This window comes from Streptomyces sp. MI02-7b (assembly GCF_033793585.1).
GTDB lineage: Bacteria > Actinomycetota > Actinomycetes > Streptomycetales > Streptomycetaceae > Actinacidiphila.
The window spans coordinates 60,355-78,332 of the sequence record NZ_JARAWX010000004.1; the positions used below are offsets into that span (position 1 = coordinate 60,355).

At 74.1% G+C, this 17,978-nt stretch carries 20 protein-coding genes; 8 read left to right on the top strand and 12 right to left on the bottom strand.

Going from position 1 to position 17,978, the window contains the following annotated elements:
• The first annotated feature begins 115 nt into the window (after positions 1–115).
• Together PV364_RS07275 and PV364_RS07280 are read left to right on the top strand one after the other, a co-directional pair.
• Entirely contained in the window at positions 116–886 is a 771-nt protein-coding gene (locus PV364_RS07275) for an IclR family transcriptional regulator (RefSeq protein ID WP_319658889.1), read from the top strand.
• Between the two features lie 114 nt (positions 887–1,000).
• Positions 1,001–1,882: an LLM class F420-dependent oxidoreductase gene (locus tag PV364_RS07280; RefSeq protein WP_319658890.1), complete on the top strand. Its 882-nt coding sequence runs from the start codon at positions 1,001–1,003 to the stop codon at positions 1,880–1,882.
• A 6-nt stretch (positions 1,883–1,888) separates the two neighbouring features.
• Here PV364_RS07280 and PV364_RS07285 read toward each other — a convergent pair whose 3' ends face one another.
• Both PV364_RS07285 and PV364_RS07290 read right to left on the bottom strand, forming a co-directional pair.
• Entirely contained in the window at positions 1,889–2,200 is a 312-nt protein-coding gene (locus tag PV364_RS07285) for a DUF5955 family protein (RefSeq protein ID WP_319658891.1), read from the bottom strand.
• Between the two features lie 176 nt (positions 2,201–2,376).
• On the bottom strand, positions 2,377–3,048 hold the full coding sequence (locus PV364_RS07290; protein WP_319658892.1) for a histidine phosphatase family protein: 672 nt from the start codon (positions 3,046–3,048) through the stop codon (positions 2,377–2,379).
• A 44-nt stretch (positions 3,049–3,092) separates the two neighbouring features.
• On the opposite strand from PV364_RS07290, the gene PV364_RS07295 reads away from it, so the two are divergent.
• From PV364_RS07295 to PV364_RS07305, 3 genes are all read left to right on the top strand, one after another.
• Positions 3,093–3,749: an NTP transferase domain-containing protein gene (locus tag PV364_RS07295; protein ID WP_319658893.1), complete on the top strand. Its 657-nt coding sequence runs from the start codon at positions 3,093–3,095 to the stop codon at positions 3,747–3,749.
• A 146-nt stretch (positions 3,750–3,895) separates the two neighbouring features.
• Positions 3,896–5,524, top strand: coding sequence for a malate synthase A (aceB, locus tag PV364_RS07300; protein ID WP_319658894.1), 1,629 nt, complete (start codon positions 3,896–3,898; stop codon positions 5,522–5,524).
• An 89-nt stretch (positions 5,525–5,613) separates the two neighbouring features.
• Entirely contained in the window at positions 5,614–6,219 is a 606-nt protein-coding gene (locus tag PV364_RS07305) for a class I SAM-dependent methyltransferase (protein ID WP_319658895.1), read from the top strand.
• Between the two features lie 10 nt (positions 6,220–6,229).
• Here PV364_RS07305 and PV364_RS07310 read toward each other — a convergent pair whose 3' ends face one another.
• A complete protein-coding gene (locus PV364_RS07310; RefSeq protein ID WP_319658896.1) occupies positions 6,230–6,550 on the bottom strand; it encodes a nuclear transport factor 2 family protein in 321 nt (106 codons plus the stop codon).
• A gap of 173 nt (positions 6,551–6,723) precedes the next feature.
• On the opposite strand from PV364_RS07310, the gene PV364_RS07315 reads away from it, so the two are divergent.
• The gene (locus PV364_RS07315) at positions 6,724–7,824 is read left to right on the top strand and encodes a PP2C family protein-serine/threonine phosphatase (RefSeq protein WP_319658897.1); all 1,101 of its coding nucleotides are present in this window, start codon (positions 6,724–6,726) and stop codon (positions 7,822–7,824) included.
• On the opposite strand, the gene PV364_RS07320 is transcribed toward PV364_RS07315, so the two are convergent.
• The 9 genes from PV364_RS07320 to PV364_RS07360 form a co-directional block, all read right to left on the bottom strand.
• Positions 7,802–8,920, bottom strand: a complete 1,119-nt coding sequence (locus tag PV364_RS07320) for a substrate-binding domain-containing protein (RefSeq protein WP_319659236.1) — start codon at positions 8,918–8,920, stop codon at positions 7,802–7,804. The two genes, PV364_RS07315 and PV364_RS07320, sit on opposite strands and share 23 nt — an antisense overlap.
• 49 nt (positions 8,921–8,969) lie before the next feature.
• Positions 8,970–10,127 (bottom strand): ARPP-2 domain-containing protein, encoded by a 1,158-nt coding sequence (locus tag PV364_RS07325; RefSeq protein ID WP_319658898.1) that lies wholly within the window; start codon positions 10,125–10,127, stop codon positions 8,970–8,972.
• Positions 10,124–11,572 (bottom strand): hypothetical protein, encoded by a 1,449-nt coding sequence (locus tag PV364_RS07330; protein WP_319658899.1) that lies wholly within the window; start codon positions 11,570–11,572, stop codon positions 10,124–10,126. Before PV364_RS07330 ends, PV364_RS07325 begins: the two co-directional genes overlap by 4 nt.
• Before the next feature lie 448 nt (positions 11,573–12,020).
• Positions 12,021–13,406, bottom strand: a complete 1,386-nt coding sequence (locus PV364_RS07335; RefSeq protein ID WP_319658900.1) for an 8-oxoguanine deaminase — start codon at positions 13,404–13,406, stop codon at positions 12,021–12,023.
• 37 nt (positions 13,407–13,443) lie between these two features.
• Positions 13,444–14,331, bottom strand: a complete 888-nt coding sequence (pucL, locus tag PV364_RS07340) for a factor-independent urate hydroxylase (protein WP_319658901.1) — start codon at positions 14,329–14,331, stop codon at positions 13,444–13,446.
• 7 nt (positions 14,332–14,338) lie between these two features.
• Complete coding sequence (gene uraH, locus PV364_RS07345; protein ID WP_319658902.1) at positions 14,339–14,713, bottom strand: hydroxyisourate hydrolase; 375 nt, start codon at positions 14,711–14,713, stop codon at positions 14,339–14,341.
• Positions 14,710–15,222, bottom strand: a complete 513-nt coding sequence (gene uraD / locus PV364_RS07350; RefSeq protein WP_319658903.1) for a 2-oxo-4-hydroxy-4-carboxy-5-ureidoimidazoline decarboxylase — start codon at positions 15,220–15,222, stop codon at positions 14,710–14,712. Before uraD ends, uraH begins: the two co-directional genes overlap by 4 nt.
• Before the next feature lie 99 nt (positions 15,223–15,321).
• A complete protein-coding gene (locus PV364_RS07355; RefSeq protein ID WP_319658904.1) occupies positions 15,322–15,702 on the bottom strand; it encodes a helix-turn-helix domain-containing protein in 381 nt (126 codons plus the stop codon).
• Complete coding sequence (locus PV364_RS07360) at positions 15,699–15,950, bottom strand: hypothetical protein (protein ID WP_319658905.1); 252 nt, start codon at positions 15,948–15,950, stop codon at positions 15,699–15,701. Before PV364_RS07360 ends, PV364_RS07355 begins: the two co-directional genes overlap by 4 nt.
• A 147-nt stretch (positions 15,951–16,097) precedes the next feature.
• On the opposite strand from PV364_RS07360, the gene PV364_RS07365 reads away from it, so the two are divergent.
• On the top strand, positions 16,098–16,946 hold the full coding sequence (locus tag PV364_RS07365; RefSeq protein WP_319658906.1) for a TIM barrel protein: 849 nt from the start codon (positions 16,098–16,100) through the stop codon (positions 16,944–16,946).
• The gene (locus tag PV364_RS07370; RefSeq protein WP_319658907.1) at positions 16,943–17,875 is read left to right on the top strand and encodes a 2-hydroxy-3-oxopropionate reductase; all 933 of its coding nucleotides are present in this window, start codon (positions 16,943–16,945) and stop codon (positions 17,873–17,875) included. Before PV364_RS07365 ends, PV364_RS07370 begins: the two co-directional genes overlap by 4 nt.
• The last annotated feature ends 103 nt before the right edge of the window (positions 17,876–17,978 follow it).

Consider the following 17,978-nt stretch of genomic DNA (forward strand, 5'->3'; position numbering starts at 1 on the left):
ATCCGGCTTCCGCCACAGCCGTTCGTGGCTCCGCACAGGGACGCGACCGACGCCGGTCACCCCTGCGTGACCGCCGGTAGGCTGCACCACCACAACGTCCGCCTGGGGAGGAACCGTGGCGTCAGACCGCGCCGGGGGCGTCCAGTCCCTCGAACGCGCCTTCGACCTGCTGGAGCGGATGGCCGACGCGGGGGGCGAGGTCGGCCTCAGCGAGCTGTCCACCAGCAGCGGGCTGCCGCTGCCCACCATCCACCGCCTCATGCGGACCCTCGTCGACTGCGGCTACGTACGCCAGCAGCCCAACCGGCGCTACGCGCTCGGCCCCCGGCTGATCCGCCTCGGCGAGACCGCCTCCCGCCTGCTGGGCACGTGGGCCCGCCCCTACCTCGCCGAACTCGTGGACGCGACCGGGGAGACCGCCAACATGGCCCTCCTCGACGGCGACGAGGTCGTCTACGTCGCCCAGGTCCCCTCGCGCCACTCCATGCGGATGTTCACCGAGGTCGGACGCCGGGTCCTGCCCCACTCCACCGGGGTCGGCAAGGCGCTGCTCGCCCAGGTTCCGCCGGAGGAGGTGCGCGCGTTGCTGGCCCGCACCGGCATGCCGGCCGCCACGGAGCGGACCATCACCGAGCCGGACGCCTTCCTCGCCGAGCTCGCGCACATCCGCGCGCAGGGCTACGCCGTGGACGACAACGAGCAGGAGATGGGGGTCCGCTGCCTCGCCGTCACCGTCCCCGGCTCCCCCTCCGCCGCCGCGATCTCGGTCTCCGGGCCGGCCGGCCGCGTCACCGACGCCGCCACCGAGAAGATCGTCCCCGTCCTCCAGGCCGCGGCCCGTGAGCTGTCCGCGGCCCTCGCGGGTGCCACCGGGACCGGAGCCTGACCCCCTCCCCGCACGGCCCCCGCGGACCCGCGCGGGGAGGGGCTTGACCTGGAGCGCACTCCAAGGCCTAGCGTCGTACGGGACCGCGACAACGACCCGAGGCGGGGAGTGACCGTGCAACTGGGCCTGCATCTCACGAAGTTCGACCACCCGGACGGATCCGCCGGGCTGGGCCCCGCGCTGGCGCAGGCCGGGGCCGCCGCGGAGGCGGCCGGGGTGGGCTGGCTGTCGGTGATGGACCACTACTTCCAGATGGAGCACAACGGCGGCGCCGAGGCGGCGATGCTGGAGTGCTACACGACGCTGGGCTACCTCGCGGCCCGCACGTCCTCCGTACGGCTCGGGGTGCTGGTCACGGGGACGACGTACCGCCACCCCGGGCTGCTGGCCAAGATCGCCACGACGCTCGACGTGCTGTCCGGCGGCCGGGCGACCCTGGGGCTGGGCGCCGCGTGGTACGAGCGCGAGCACCTCGGCCTGGGCGTGCCCTTCCCGCCGCTGGCGGAGCGCTTCGAGCGGCTGGAGGAGACGCTGCGCATCTGCCTGCAGATGTGGGACCAGGAGGACAACGGCCCGTTCGAGGGCAGGCACTACCGGCTCGCGGAGACCCGCTGCACCCCGGCGCCCGTGAGCGCGCCGCATCCCGAGGTCATGGTCGGCGGCGGCGGTGAGCGCAAGACCCTGAGGCTCGTGGCCCGTTACGCGGACGCCTGCAATCTGTTCGGCTCCTCGCAGGCCGAGGTCGCGCACAAGCTGGACGTGCTCCGCAGGCACTGCGACGAGGCGGGCCGGGACTACGACGCGATCCGCAAGACCATGCTGTACCGGGGGACCGCGCTGGGCGACGGGGATCTGGACACCTTCAGCAAGGAGCTGTCCGGGTATGCCGCGCTCGGCGTGCAGACCGCGATCGTGATGCCCCCGGAGGCCGCCTCCGCGGGGTGGATCGAGAGCCGCTGCGCTCCGGCGGTGCGCCGTCTGGCCGAACTCGGCTGACCGGCGTCAGTCGGCGGAGGACGGCGCGCCGAACAGCTCGATCGCGCGCCGGACCTCCGTCAGGGCCGCGGACAGCGCGCTGACGGAGCCGAGGGCGCCCGTGAGGACCAGCAGGCCGCGCCGCAGCCGCGGGACGTCAGGGACACCGGCGGTGGCCGCGGACGCCAGCGCCACGAGTTCGTCCTCGGCGATGTGACGGTCCGGTAAGTTCGAGCGGTACCCGGCGAGCACGCGGCGGCAGTGGGAGACCGCCGCGTGCAGCGCGGCCACTCTCGGGTCCCCGGCCCCGTCCCCGTCCAGCGCAGCACTGGCCGCCATGTCCTTGACCACTGATACGTCCCCCACTGTTCGACCCCCGCTGACCTCACCCGTGCGGGACCGGCCCCACCCGGGCCGCATCGGGGAGGACAGTAAACGCGACGGAGCGCTCCGCCCGCTATACGGAGAGCGAAATCGGCCGTAAGTTCCTCTCGCGCAAGGCGGCTTGCCGACATTCAACGCACGACGGGCGGCGTTCGGTTCCAGTCGGCGAGCTGCCATCCCGAGGCACTGTTCCGCCAGCGGGCGAACGAGCCGTTGGCGACGAAGGCCCCCTCCGGCAGGGGCGGCCCGAGCAGATGACGCAGTGCCAGTACGACGGCGTCGTGGGCCACCAGCAACCACGGCCCGCCGGCGGCGCCGTCCCCGCCCTCCCCGACGATGCGGAAACCGTCCAGCACGGACCGCACGCGCCGCACGACGTCCTCCAGCGACTCCCCGCCGCCGGTCGGCCGGTACGCGCACTCGCCCTCGCGTTCACGGCGGGCGGACTCCTGCGGGAAGCGCTCCCGGACGGCCTGCGGCGTGAGCAGTTCGAGGTCGCCGGTGCCGCGGTCGCGCAACCCGGGCTCGTACCACGCCGGGGGCAGCGGGTACCCGGCGGCGGCATGCACGTCCACGAGCACGTCGAGGGTCTGCCGGGCGCGCTCGTAGGGCGAGCAGAGCACCGTGCGGGGAGGGTCCCCGCCGAGCGCGAGCAGCGCACCGGCGAGCCGCGCCGCCTGGCGACGGCCGCGGTCGGTGAGACCGACGTCTGCGTCGCGGACGCCCTCCATGGAGTCACCGCGCGCGAAGGCCGCGTTCGCGGTGCTTTCGCCGTGCCGCACGGCGATGAGCCAGTTCGCCATGGCGGGTCCTTTCCCTCGCCCGCCATCCACGGTATCCAGGGAGCGTGGAACGGGACGGTTCGAGCGGGACGCGCCCGGCCGTCGCCGGGCTCCTGCTGGCCGCCGGGGCCGGCCGACGGCTCGGCGGGCGGCCGAAGGCGCTGCTGGAGTACGGCGGGCGCCCGCTGGTGGAGCATGCCGCGCGGGCGCTGCGCGACGGCGTGCGCGGGCCGGTGCACATCGTGCTGGGCGCGGCGGCCGGCGAGGTCCGCGCGCGGGCGGCGCTCGACGGCTGCGCGGTGACCGTGAACCCGGACTGGGAGCAGGGCATGGGGTCCTCGCTGCGGGCCGGCCTGGCGTCGCTGGCGGCCACGGGAGCGGCGGCGGCGGTCGTGGCGCTCGTGGACCAGCCCGGCGTGGGCGCCGCGGCCGTGGCGCGGGTGGCGGCGGCGTACGCCTCACCGGAGACGCTGGCCTCCGCCGCGTACGACGGGAGACGGGGGCATCCGATCCTGCTGGGCGCCGGGCACTGGCCCGCGATCGCGGCGAGTGCCGTCGGCGACCAGGGGGCACGCTCGTACCTGAGGCGGCACGAGGCGGCCGTCGTCCTCGTGGAGTGCGCGGACATCGCGCTCCCCGGCGACATCGACACCCCGGACGACCTGTGGCGGCTCGGCAGCGGTCCGCCACGGCCGCCCGCGCCCGGTGCCACAAAACGTTGAAGTTCCGCAATGCAAAAACTATGCTCCACGCAGCAGAAACGCCCGTCCGGCCAGGACGCCCCGCGGCCGCCCGGCACCCTCCACCGCGCCGCGTCAGCCGCGTCCACCCGCAGTGAGAGCAGCCGCAGCCAGAGGAGATCAGCTTCATGTCCGCAGCAGGAGCAGGGCCTTCCCCGCACGCCGTCGTCGCCGGCACCGCGCCCCACGTCGAACGCGCGGAGGAGGTGCTGACCGACGCGGCGCTGGCCTTCCTCGGCGAACTGCACCGCCGGTTCGCCCCGCGCCGCGCCGAACTCCTCGCCCGCCGCAAGGAGCGCCGCGAGGAGATCGCCCGCACCGGCACCCTGGACTTCCTCCCGGACACCGCGCACATCCGCGACGGCGACTGGCGGGTCGCGGACGCCCCCGCCGCACTGAACGACCGCCGGGTGGAGATCACCGGCCCCACCGACCGCAAGATGACGATCAACGCGCTCAACTCCGGCGCGAAGATCTGGCTCGCCGACTTCGAGGACGCCTCCGCGCCCACCTGGGAGAATGTCGTCGGCGGCCAGATCAACCTGATCGACGCCTACGAGCGCCGCATCGACTTCACCTCCCCCGAGGGCAAGTCGTACGCGCTGAAGGACGAGGCCGAACTCGCCACCGTCGTCACCCGCCCCCGCGGGTGGCACCTCGACGAGCGGCACCTCACCGTCGACGGCGAGCCCGTGCCCGGCGCGCTGGTCGACTTCGGGCTCTACTTCTTCCACAACGCGCACCGGCTGCTCGCCAAGGGCAAGGGACCGTACTTCTACCTCCCCAAGACCGAGTCGCACCTCGAAGCCCGCCTGTGGAACGACGTGTTCGTCTTCGCGCAGGACCACGTCGGTGTGGCGCAGGGCACCGTCCGCGCCACCGTGCTCATCGAGACGATCACCGCGGCCTTCGAGATGGAGGAGATCCTCCACGAACTCCGCGACCACGCCGCCGGTTTGAACGCCGGCCGCTGGGACTACCTGTTCTCCATCGTGAAGAACTTCCGCGACGCGGGCGAGCGCTTCGTGCTGCCCGACCGCAACGCCGTGACGATGACCGCGCCCTTCATGCGCGCGTACACCGAACTGCTGGTGCGCACCTGCCACAAGCGCGGCGCCCACGCCATCGGCGGCATGGCCGCCTTCATCCCCTCCCGGCGGGACGCCGAGGTCAACAAGGTCGCCTTCGAGAAGGTCAAGGCCGACAAGGACCGCGAGGCCGGCGACGGTTTCGACGGCTCCTGGGTCGCCCACCCGGACCTGGTGCCGATCGCCCGCGCCTCCTTCGACGCGGTCCTCGGCGACCGGCCGCACCAGAAGGAGCGGCTGCGCGAGGACGTCCACGTCACGGCCGCCGATCTGCTGGCCGTCGACTCGCTGGAGGCGAAGCCCACGTTCGAAGGGCTGCGGAACGCCGTCCAGGTCGGCACCCGCTACATCGAGGCCTGGCTGCGCGGCCTCGGCGCGGTCGCCATCTTCAACCTCATGGAGGACGCCGCCACCGCCGAGATCTCCCGCTCGCAGATCTGGCAGTGGGTCAACGCGGGCGTGGTCTTCGCCGACAACGGCGAGAAGGCCACCGCCGAACTGGTGCGCGTCGTGGCGGGCCGGGAACTGGCCGCGATCCGCGCCGAGGTGGGCGAGGAGGCCTTCGCCGCGGGCCGCTGGCAGCAGGCCCACGACCTGCTGCTGAGGACGGCGCTCGACGAGACCTACGTCGACTTCCTCACGCTGCCCGCCTACGAGTTGCTCGGCTGACCGGCCCGGCGACCCGGACCCCGGGGCCCCGGCGACGGAAGCCGGGGCCCTGCCGTTCGGCGAGCCGACGGCGTGGGAAGGGTCCGGGCATGCCTTTCGACCACAACGACCACTACCACCGGCTGCTGCTGCGCCGCGTGCCGCCCGGCGCGCTCACCGCGCTGGACGTGGGATGCGGCACCGGCCGCTTCGCGCGCAAGCTTGCGGAACGAGGGCTGCGGGTGGAGGCGGTGGACGCCTCCGAGCAGGCCGTCGCGGCGGCCGGCACCGCGCCGGGTGTGGTCTTCCGGGTGGCCGACGTGACGGCCGTCCGCCTGCCCGAGGGCCGCTACGACGTGATCACCTGCCTGGCGAGCCTGCACCACGTCCCGTTCTCCACCGTCACCACCCTGCGGGCCTCGCTCGCGCCGGACGGGGTGCTCCTCGTCCTCGGCTGCTATCCCGAACGCACCGCCGCCGACTGGGCGGTGAGCCTGCTCGCCGTTCCGGTCAACGCCGTCGCCCGGCTCGCCTGCGCCGTCCGGGACCGGCTGCGCGGCCGCACCCGCCCGGCCGTGAACGCGCCGGTACGGCCGCCCACGATGCCCCTGCCGGAGATCCGCGCCGAGGCGGAGCGCCTCCTGCCGGGCAGCCGGGTGCGCCGGCTGCTGTTCTGGCGCTACCTCCTGGTCTTCCACGAGGACGCCGCGCGCTGACCCGCTCCGGTCAGGCCTGGCCGGTGTCGAAGCGGCTGATCTTCCCGTCGTCGACGGTGAAGTGCCACTTGGTGCGCATCTCGCCCCAGGTGTCGTTGCGGTAGTCGGCGATCAGGGTGCGGCCCGCGGCGTCCTGCGACTGGACGTCCATGTGGCCGTGCGAGTCGAAGATCTCCCGGTCGGCCCACTCGTCGAGGCTGCGGTCGGAGCCGTCGTCCGACATGGTCGCGTTCTCGGTGAGCGCCCGGTGGAAGGCCTCGCGGTCACCGGCGTTGACCGCCGAGACGAAGGCGCGGACGGCCGGCTCGTTGAGGGCGTCGGTGCGGATCATCGTCGGACTCCCTGTTCGGTGCGGTGACCACCAGCCTGGTCGGCCGCCGTGTCCTGCGCCACCCGGCGGACCGCGGTTCACCCAGGGGGCGGCCACCGCTGGCCGGGTGGCGCGGACGCGGGGAGTCTGGGACGACAGCCCGGCGGGCCGGGACGGACGGCAGGAGCGCGCGCGTGGCAAGTGTCGACGAGGACGGCACCGACGACCGCAGGGACGTGGCGCGCTACGTCCGGCTGCTGCCCGTCGTGCTGCTCCTCGGCGGCTTCCTCGTGGACTACCTGACTCCCGCCGAGTTCAGCGGCACGGCCTTCTACTCCGTCGCCCCGATGATCGCCGCGCCGCTGATGTCACTGGGCGGCACGTGCCTGATCGGCCTCGGGGCCGTCGCGGCGGACGCGGGCATCCTCAACCACTTCGGCTACATCGACGGGGCGGGCGGCGTCAGCGAGCTGCTGTCGATCACGGCGGTGGCGGCGGTCGCGGTCTTCATCAACCGGATACTGCACGTCCGCGAGATGCGGCTGCGCTCCGCCCGGGGCATCGCAGCGGCGGTGCAGCGGGCGGTGCTGCCCGAGCCGCCGCAGCACGTCGGGCCGTTCCGGATCGCGGCCCGCTACGAGGCCGCCGAGCAGGACGCGGACATCGGCGGCGACCTCTACGCGGTCCAGAACACCCCCTTCGGGCTGCGCTGCGTCATCGGCGACGTCCGCGGCAAGGGCATGGAGGCGGTCGAGGCGGCCACGGTCGTGCTGGGCGCCTTCCGCATGGCGGCCGACGAGGAGCCGACGCTCGCCGGGCTGGCCGCCCGCATGGACCGCGCCCTGTGGCGGGAGTCCGAACGGCGCGAGGGCCTGGACCGGCTGGAGGGCTTCACCACCGCCGTCCTGGTGGAGATCGCTCTCGGCGGCGGGGAGCTCCGCCTGGTCAACCGTGGCCACCCCTCGCCGCTCGTGCTCCGCGAGGGCGGGGTCCACTACGCCGAGCCCTCCCAGCACGCCCTGCCCCTCGGCATGGGCCTGGAGACCGGAGTGGCCGCGGTGGACGCCCTGGCCTTCCCGCCCGGCGCCTGCCTGCTGATGCACACGGACGGCGTCACCGAGGCGCGCAATGCCGACGGCACCTTCTACGACCCGGTCACCCGGCTCACCGGCGTGCGCTTCGACGGGCCCGCCGAACTGCTGCAGGCCCTGCTGGACGACGTCCACCTGCACACCGGCGGCCCCCGCAACGACGACATGGCCCTGCTGGCCGTCACGCACGACCCGCGGCCCTGAGGACCGCCCCGCACGAGGCCCGTACCCGCAGAGCGGGCAGCAGCTCGACGTGCCGTCGCGGCCCGCGGTCCCCGCGGCGGTCCTCGGCGAGCCGCTCCAGCAGCAGCGCCACGGCGGCCTCGCCGACCGCGCGATTCGGCGGCGCGACCGCTGTGAGCGGGGGGTCGGCCAGGCTCGCCACCTGGTCGCCGTGGACGACGATCGCCAGGTCCTCGGGGACGAGCACGCCGAGCGCCCGCAGCCGGGGGACGAGCACGACCGCGAACTCGTCGCCGTGCAGCAGCACCGCACGCACGCCGTGCTCCTCGGCCAGCGCCCGCAGGTGTTCGGCCGTCCGCTCGATCCGCTCGGCCTCGGGCAGCCGCGCGGACGCGACGTAGGGCGAGCCGGGCGCCGGCGTCAGCTCCAGCGCCTTGACGGCGGCGGCGTGGCCGGCCCGCAACTGTTCCGCGGACGCGGCCTCCCGCAGCACCAGAGCGACCGAGTGGTGGCCGAGCGAGACCAGGTGGCGCACGGCCGTCGCCGCGCCGTGCGCGGCGTCGGAGCGGACGTGGTCCAGATCGGCCCAGCGGCTGCCCGGCGGGCCGGCCCGCTCCACGAGCACCACGGGCACCCCGGTCCCGGGGATCCAGCCGCCGGAGTCGGGGCCGGGCGCCGGGGCGCAGGTGAGCAGCAGTCCGTCCGCACCGGCGGCGACCAGCCGCCCGGCCTGCTCGGCGTCGCCCTCGGCGTGTCCGCACAGGCCGAGCACCAGCCGCCCGCCGCGGGCTTCCAGGGCGTCGCGGGCACCCTCGACGATCTCGCCGAAGGGGCAGTCGAGTGTGGGGACGACCATGCCGGCGACCACGCCCTCGGCGTCCCGGACCCCGGCGGGAGCGGGAGCGGTGTCCGGAGCGGCGCCGGCCGTCGCGCCCGGCCACACGACCGAGCCGTGCACGCGGCGCAGCCTCCCCTGGGTCGCCAGCGTCTCGACGTCCCGGCGCAGCGTGACGGCGGAGACGCCCAGTTCCCCGGCCAGGTCCGCGACTCGTAGGCTGCCGCGTTCACGGACCAGTGCGAGGACCCGTTCGTGGCGCTGGTCGACATGGAACCGCACGGCCTTCTCCCTGATCAGGACCGTCGGGACGGTGATCCGCACTCCCTTGTCACTGTACGCCGCGCCGCGGCCCCGCCCGCTTGCGGTAGCCGTCCAGCACGTCCTGCCGCAGCAGGAACCCGAGACCGGCAGACTCCAGGCGCAGGCCGAGGGCCGCCTCGTCGATGCCGAGGCCGGCCGCCGTGTCCGCCAGGTGCCAGTCGTGGGCGGCCAGGCGGCCGAGGAGGTGGCCGCGGCGGACCTGGCTCTCCGAGAGCCGGAAGGACTTGAGGTACACCGTCCGCCCCGCGCGGTCCGTGATGGCCTCGCCGATGTGGTTCTCCTGCTTGGGCCGGAACTCCGGCAGGAAGCGGGCGAGGGCGAAGGGCCCCATCCGGTACACCGTCCGCCAGGTCCCGTCCTGTTCCGTCGCGCCCGCGGCCATCGTCGTGTCGTGGAAGTCGGCCCAGGCGCGCTCCTGTTCCCCGGCCGCCGCGCGCAGCCGGGCCAGGGAGTCGACGCCCTCGTCGGCCACGCGGGCCCGGAACTCCGGCACCGGCGGCATCAGGAGCGCGTAGTGGTGGACGAGTTCGCCGTACAGGTCCTGCACGAGGGTGGGATGGAGCACGCGGTAGTCGTCCGGGTGCGGCACGACGAACACCGCCGCCAGGGCGTCGGCGACGTAGAGCAGCACACCGCACTGCCCGGGGTGGATCTCGAAGACCCGCAGCGCGTCCGCGATTCCGGTGACCTGGGCGCCGGTGTACGCCTGCTCCACGCGCGGCGACAGACCGCGGCGCAGCGCCCGTTGCGACCACTCCTCCCAGGCGACCGAGGGGCCGCCGAAGTGCAGCGCCAGGTAGCCCTCCAGGGCGAGGTGCAGCGGGAGGAAGCGCAGCCGGTGCTTCTCCTCGCGGCGGGCCATTCTGCGGTGGAAGCGCAGGCCGGCGGAGGCGGGCGGTGCCGCGTCCGCCGCGGTGGCCAACTGGGTGCCGTAGGCGGCCGCCGGGGTGCCGTCGCCGTTCCAGTCGGCGACGAAGGCGTGCGGGATGTAGGAGAAGTAGTCGGTGCGCGGGCCGACGTTCACCACCGCGGGGCCGTCGCCCAGGATCCGCGGGTGCAGGCGCAGGTCCTCGACGGGTGCGGGGCGCACCAGCGGCACCAGGCGCACGGCGCCCCACACCTGGGAGGGGCGGGTGTCGAGGCCGGTCAGGTCCATCGCGGTCACCGGGCAGGCTCCTTGGGCGGCACGGTCTGCGCGGCCGTCATGCGGGCGGCGCGGGCGTCCATGTAGGCGACGAGTCCGGCCAGTTCGGTGCGGCCCTCGGCGAACTGGGCGATCTCCACGAGCGCGGGCAGGTCCTCGGCGTCGCGGATCCCGGCCGTGGCGACGGCCGCGGACAGCCGGCGCACGTCGAACGCGTCCGCGTCGTACACGGGGTTGAGGTGGACGACGCTGGTCCGCCCGGCGGGATCGAGGCGGGCACGCCAGACCCGCAGCACCTCGGCGGCCAGGCCCGGGGGCGCGTTGTCCCAGCCGTCGGAGACGATCACCAGTCGGGACGGCGCGGTCTCCAGGGCATCGAGCACGCGCCGGCCGAGCGGTGTCGGACCGTACGGGTGGACCAGCAGCGCGTCGTCCCGGCCGGAGGTCCACAGCCCGGTGTACTCGCCTGCCAGGGCCGCGAGCAGATGGTGGCAGGCCAGGGCGACGGCCAGCGGGCGGCGGCGCTTGGTGCCCGATCCGGAGGCGGAGAAGCTGTCGTCCAGGACGGCGGCCACCTTGCCCCAGCTTCCGCGGTGCCGGCCCGCCACCCGCGCCGCGGCCGCCTCCAGGGCGCCGGTCAGCTCACCGCGCCGGCGCCGGCGCTCGTCGAGCGGCAGCGCCAGCACGTAGGAGGCCAGCCGGGTCAGCGGCATGCGGTCCAGCTCACCGGGCACGGGCGCCGTGCCGCGTTCCCTGGCGGCCTCCCGCAGACGCAGCGTCTCCAGGCGCGTCATGCGCGGGGCGATGCGCTCCAGGAACACGTCCCGGGGAACGCCGTGCTTGGCGGCGAATCCCTCGGCGACGGTGTAGGGCAGCTCGTACAGGGCCTCCTGCTCGTAGTGCGCGCGGCGCCAGGCCTCCAGCAGGGGCGTCGCGTAGCGGGTCCGGGTCAGCGGCCGGAAGACGAACGTGCCCAGTTCGCCGCCGGCGGGTATCAGATGGGTGTGCCGCAGGGTCTCCCGCAGCCCGCCGCGGTACTTGACGGCGTCGAACGCGAGGTCCGGGCGCGCGGCCAGCCAGTCGCGGACGATGGCACGGGTGCGCCGGTTGTTCACCCCGGCCCGGCGCAGCGCGCCGAAGAGCCCGTACACCCGCTGCGGCGGCAGCATCGCCAGCCGGGCGGCGATCAGCCGGCCCTCCGCGCGCCGCTGTTCGGGGGTCGCCTCGGCCGCGGTCTCCAGCAGCCGACGGACGATCAGGACCGCGTTGTGGTCGTTGATGTCCAGCGCGAGCACCCCGGCGTACAGGTCGCGGTAGTTGCCCAGCATGTACGCGTGGAGGAAGTCCAGCGACAGCCGCTGCTGCCCGGCGCTGTCGCGGAACTCGCGCTGCCCTGTGGCCGTGATCGCCGCGTTGACGAACAGGAGCACGTCCTCTGCCGCGACGGCCGCCCCCCGCTCACCCATGCCTCGTCCGCTCCCCCGGTTGTGGACGCCGGCCGGGGAATGGGGGCGCGAGCAGCGAATCATTGCTTCAGAGGCAGGTTCCGGAAGTCGCACCGAAGTCCCGCGGCCGGCACCGGGACCGTAACAGAGCGCCTGCCGGCGGCTCCACCGCATTCCCCGCCGCACGCCCCGAGTGGCGGGCACTGCCCTTGGTGGCTCCGCGCCTGCCACCCGTCCTGGCGGCCCACCCGCGGGGCACCCTTCCGGGCCCCCTCGCGGAGCCGGCGACGGGCCGGGCCGGGCCGGGCCGGAAGCCTGGCCGGTGTCCCCGGCCCGCACGGACCGGCACTTCTCCCGTTGTCCCGTTCCGGGCTCCCGCGGGCGGGACCACGGCCTCGGGCGCCGGCCCCGCGAACACCGTCGCACCCGCGCAGGACCCGGCCTGCAGGTCAGCGGTGACCGTGGCCGATCAGCCCGTCAGGCCCGCGATCCGCGCGAGGCGCCGGGCCTCGGCGCGGGTGGCGCGGGCGATGGCGTCCTCGTCGGCGGTGACCAGGCGACCCTCCTCCACCACCGGCCGGCCGTTCACCAGCGACAGGGTGACGGGGGCCGCGGCTCCGAGGACCAGGGCGGTGACCGGGTCGGCGATCGAGGCGTGGGCGAGGGTGTCCATCCGCCACAGGACGAGGTCGGCGAGCTTGCCCGGCTCCAGGGAGCCGATCTGCTCGGCCCGGCCGAGTACCTGGGCCCCTCCGTACGTGCCCAGCCGCAGCGCCTGACGGGTGGTCAGCGCAGCCTCGCGGTGAGGGCCGAGGCGGTTGACGAGCAGCGTGTTGCGCAACTCGGTGTGCAGCTCGCCCGATTCGTTGGAGGCGGTGCCGTCCACGCCGAGGCCGACGGGGACCCCGGCCGCGAGCATGTCGGGGACGCGGGCGATGCCGGCGGCGAGGCGGGCGTTGGAGGAGGGGCAGTGGGCGACGCCGGTCCGCGTGCGGGCGAAGGCGGCGATGTCGGCGTCGTTCATGTGGACGCAGTGCGCCATCCACACGTCCGCGCCGAGCCAGCCGGTGGACTCGAAGTAGTCCGTCGGCCCCATGCCGAACAGTTCCTTGCAGAACTGCTCCTCCTCGACGGTCTCGCTGCCGTGGGTGTGCAGGCGCACGCCCCTGCGCCGGGCCAGCTCGGCGCCCTGGCGCAGCAGTTCGGTGGAGACCGAGAACGGCGAGCAGGGCGCGACGGCGATCTGCGTCATGGCGTCGAAGGAGGCGTCGTGGTGCCGGTCGATCGTCTCCTCGGTCGCGGCGAGCGCGCCGTCCAGCGTCTCGACGGCGAAGTCCGGCGGCAGGCCGCCGTCCGACGCGCCGCGGTCCATGGAGCCGCGGGCGAGGGTGAAGCGCACGCCCATGCCGGCGGCGGCCCGGATGATCGAGCCGGACAGGTCGCCGGTGCCGCGCGGGAAGACGTAGTGGTGGTCCATGGCGGTGGTGACCCCGCCCCGGGCCATCATCGCCAGGGAGCCCTGGGCGGCCGCGTGGGTCATCGGTTCGTCGATGCGCGCCCAGGTGGGGTAGAGGGCGACGAGCCAGTCGAAGAGGTTGTGGTCGGTGGCCAGGCCCCGGGTGATCCACTGGTAGAAGTGGTGGTGGGTGTTGACCAGGCCCGGGGTGAGCAGATGGCCGGTCCCGTCCACCCTGCGCACGACGTCCGCCAGTCCCGCGGGGGCCGGGCCGGCGCCGACGGACTCGATGCGGTTGCCGGCGACGACGACATGGCCGTCCGCGTACTCCGTGCCGTGCGCGTCGACGGTGGCGACGGCGCAGTTCTCGATGACGATGCGCGCTGCTGCGGCGGTCATGGCGGGCCTCTCAGTCCGTTCGGTCCGGTCGGTCCGGTCAGTCCGTCACCGGGATGCGGGGCTCGGCGCCTTCGCGCAGGACCGTGCCCTCGATGAGTCCGTAGGGACGGTCGGCCGCGAAGTACACCGCGCTGTCGGGGGTGTCGTTGACCAGGCCGAAGGGTTCGAGGTCGACGAGGAAGTGGTGCTTGTTGGGAAGCGAGAGCCGCACCTCGTCGATCTCCGGGCGGTGCTCGACGACCCGTTCCCCCATCGCGTACAGCGTCTGCTGGAGCGAGAGCGAGTAGGTACCGGCGAAGGCCTCCAGGAGGTGGCGGCGGACCTCGGCGTACGACTCCTCCCAGCGGGGGGCCGGGTCCTCCTCGCGGGTCCAGCCGAACCGCCACCGGGCGGCGACCTCGGTGGCGAGGACGCGGTCGCGGGTCTCCGGCAGCGTCGTGTAGGGGTCCTTGACGAAGCCCCAGAACTCGGAGTCGGTGGAGTTCATGACGACGAGGTCCTTCAGGCCGGACACGACCTGCCAGTGCGTGCCGTCGTAGGCGACCTCGGCGGTGCGGGTCTCCCGGCCGCCGCGGACGAAGGAGTGCTCGTCGGTGATGCGGTCCCAGGCGTACTCCTCGATGCGGATCCTGGCCCGCTCGATCGCGTCCTGGCTGGTGACGAAGTGCCGGGCGAGCCGGATGCCGAACTGCTCGGCGGAGTCGATCCCGTACTGCTTGGCGAACGCGAACACCGTGTTCTTGGTGGTGTCGGTGGGCAGGACGTTGGCGTTGCTGCCGGAGTAGTGGACCTCGTCCATGGCGCCGGACAGCGCGACGGAGACGTTGAGGTCCCTGACGTGGTGCGTACGGCCCTCTCGGGTGACGTGGACGACGCGGGTCTCCGCTTTGCCGTACTGGTTCTGGCCGAGACGGGTGGGCGACATGACGGTGCTAGCTCCCTCGGTATACGGAGTAGCCGAACGGGTTGAGCAGCAGCGGTACGTGGTAGTGCTCGCCCGGCTCGACGGCGAGGACGACCGCCACTTCGGGGAAGAAGGCCCCGCTGTCCCCGGCGCGGGCGGCGTCCTGCCGGCCCACGGCCCGGGTGCGGGTGAGGTACGGCCCGGTGGCGAACTGCAGGCGGGCGTGGGTCGCGGTGCCTGGCAGTGCCGGCAGGTCCTTGCAGCGGCCGTCGGCGTCCGTCGCCGAGGCGCCGTGCGGCACCCAGGGGGCGTCGCCCCCGGCGCGCACCTCCAGCAGGACGGCGACGTCCGCGGCGGGGCGGCCGATGCTGGTGTCCAGGACGTGGGTGGACACGGACGTCATGCGGGGTCCTCCTCGGCGGGCGCGACGAGCCGGGTGAGCCGGATGCGGTTGATCTTCCCCAGTTCGGTGCGGACGATCCCGCGTTCGGTGGCGGGGTCGTTCCCGATCCGCTCGCCCAGGGCTGCCAGCATCTCGTCGCCGGTCCGGCCGGTGGCGCAGATGAGGAAGACGTGGCCGTGCCGCTCCTGGTACGCGAGGTTCAGCTCCAGCAGCCGCGCGCGCAGGGAGTCCTGGACGCCGCTCTGCTCGCGGGCGGAGGCCGGGTCGCCGGGCTTCGGCCGGCCGATCGGCGGGTGCGCCGCCATCGCCGCGGCCAGGTCGTCGGCCGTGAGTCCCGAGGTCGCCGCGTCGCTCGCGGCGAGCAGGGTCTCGACGCTGCCGTAGGGGCGGCCTGCGGCCACCTCCGCGCCCCAGGAACGGCTCGCGCACACCTCGCGCAGCAGGGCGGCCGCCTCCGCCGCTCCGGCGCTGTTGAACCGGGCCAGGCCCGGGGAGGGACGGGAAGTCACATCAGCACGCTAGGAGCGCCTGCCGCGTGACGTCAACACTTTGTTGAAAGATGCCCCTGTGCGGCGGCCTCGCACCGACCGGACGGGCGACGCGAGCGGCTACTCGCGCTCCTTCGCCGCGTTCTCCCGGTTCAGGTAGTTGTAGACGGTGAAGCGGCTCACCCCGAGGGCCGAGGCGACCGTCTCCACCCCGTGCCGCACCGAGAACGCACCGCGTTCCTCCAGGATGCGCACGACCGTCTGCTTCTCCTTGCGGCCGAGTTCGGCCAGCGCCCTGCCGTGCCGGCGCTCCAGGTCCGCCAGGAGGTGATCGAGGGAGTCGGCCAGGTGCGGCAGGCGTACGGCGACCACCGCCCGACCCTCCCAGCTCAGCACGACGTCGTCGCCGCGCGCCTCGCCGGGCGGCACCATCTCCGCGCCCATCGCGGCGACCAGCGGCGTGATGGCCGCGCTGAACGGGTGCTCGCCGGCCGCGGTCATCGATCCGCCTCCCCGATGACACTGATCTGCAGCGACACCCGCGTGGCCCCGGCGTCCAGGGTGCGCCGCAGCAGGTCGCCGACCGCGTCCACCACCTGGTCGGCGGCGCCTTCCGCCGTGTTGCCGAACGGCCCGACGTCGACCTTCTCCAGCGCGGCCGAGCCGACGACGTCCCGGGCCACGGCGGCGTGCTCCGGAAGCACGTCGAGATCGAAGGGCTCGGTGGTGAATTCCAGTCTCAGGCGCACGCCTTCAACCTAGCTGGTCAGCGGCTTTCGAGGACATCCCCCTTGACAGTCCCCGGCCAGGTGATCCAGTCTTCCGTTAGGCAGAATTCAGTTTCCGCAATACGGAATCAATGGGGACCGACACACCGGACGGAAGGGGCGCACGAGATGGGCTTCGACTCCACGCGCTGCGATGTGAACCTCTCGATCCTCTTCACCGAACTCCCGCTCCTGGAACGCCCGGCCGCCGCCGCGGCCGCGGGCTTCGACGCGGTGGAGCTGTGGTGGCCGTGGCCGGACGCCCCCACCCCGCCGAAGGCGCGGCTCGACGAACTGCGCTCCGCCCTGGAGGACGCGGGCACCCGGCTGGTGGGACTGAACTTCTACGCGGGGCAACTGCCGGGACCCGACCGCGGCGCGCTGTCCGTGCCCGGCGAGGAGTCCGCCCGCTTCCGCGCCAACATCGACATCGCCGCGGACTTCGCGCGCTCGGTCGGCTGCACCGCCCTCAACGCCCTGTACGGCAACCGGGTCGACGGCTCGAGCGCCGAGGCGCAGGACGAACTCGCCCTCGAGAACCTGGTCCGGGCCGCGCACGCCGCCCACCGGGTCGGCGCCACCTTGCTCGTCGAGGCCCTCAACGCGGCGGAGTCGCCGCGCTGTCCGCTGGTCAGCGCGCCCGCCGCCGTCGAGGTCGTCGACAAGGTCAACGCGGAGACCGGTCTCGGCAACGCCGCCTTCCTGCTCGACCTCTACCACCTGTCGATGAACGGCGAGGACCTGCCCGCCGTGATCGACGCCTACGCCGACCGCACCGGCCACGTCCAGATCGCCGACAACCCCGGCCGCGGCGCCCCGGGAACGGGCTCGCTGCCGCTGGCCGGCCTCGTCGACCGGCTGCGCACCGCGGGCTACGACGGCTGGATCGGCCTGGAGTACAAGCCGGGACCGGAGGGGAGCGCCGCCTCCTTCGGCTGGCTCACCGGCGCCGCCCAGCACCCCGAGAGGACATCATGACCACCACGCCCCCGGCATCCTCCGGCTCCGCCCGCCCCTCCCTTCCGAAGGTGGCCTGGATCGGCCTCGGCATCATGGGCTCGCCCATGGCGGAGAACCTGATCAAGGCCGGGTACTCCGTCACCGGCTACACCCTGGAGCAGGACAAGCTCGACCGCCTCGCGGCCGCCGGCGGGACCGCCGCGGGCTCGGTCGCCGAGGCGGTCAAGGACGCCGACGTCGTCGTCACGATGGTCCCGGCCTCCCCGCAGGTCGAGGCGGTCGCGTACGGGGACGACGGCATCCTCGCCCACGCGAGGGCGGGCGCCCTGCTGGTCGACATGTCGTCGATCACGCCGCAGACCTCCGTCGACCTGGCCGACGCCGCGGCGGCCAGGGGCATCCGGGTCCTGGACGCCCCGGTCTCCGGCGGCGAGGCGGGGGCGATCGAGGCGGTGCTGTCCATCATGGTGGGCGGCGCCCAGGCCGACTTCGACGAGGCCCGCCCGCTGTTCGAGGCACTCGGCAGGACCATCGTCCTGTGCGGCCCGCACGGCGCGGGCCAGACGGTGAAGGCCGCCAACCAGCTGATCGTCGCCGTCAACATCCAGGCCTGTGCCGAGGCCGTGGTCTTCCTGGAGAAGTCGGGCGTCGACCTCGGCGCCGCGCTGGAGGTACTGGGCGGCGGTCTGGCCGGCTCCACGGTGCTGGACCGCAAGAAGCGCAACTTCCTGGACCGCGAGTTCGCCCCCGGCTTCCGCGTCGACCTCCACCACAAGGACATGGGCATCGTCACCGACGCCGCGCGCTCCGTCGGCGCCGCGCTGCCGGTCGGCTCCGTCGTCGCGGGCCTGGTGGCCTCGCTGCGCGCCCAGGGCGACGGCGGCCTGGACCACTCCGCCCTGCTGCGCGGCGTGGAGCGCCTGTCCGGCCTGCCGGCCTCCGGCTGACCCCGTCTTCCGGGCGGTGGCGTCCGCACGTCCTGTCGCGCCCGGCGGACGCCGCCGCCCGGAACTCCTCCCGACTGCCCGGGAGAACCACGCACCGTCCGCG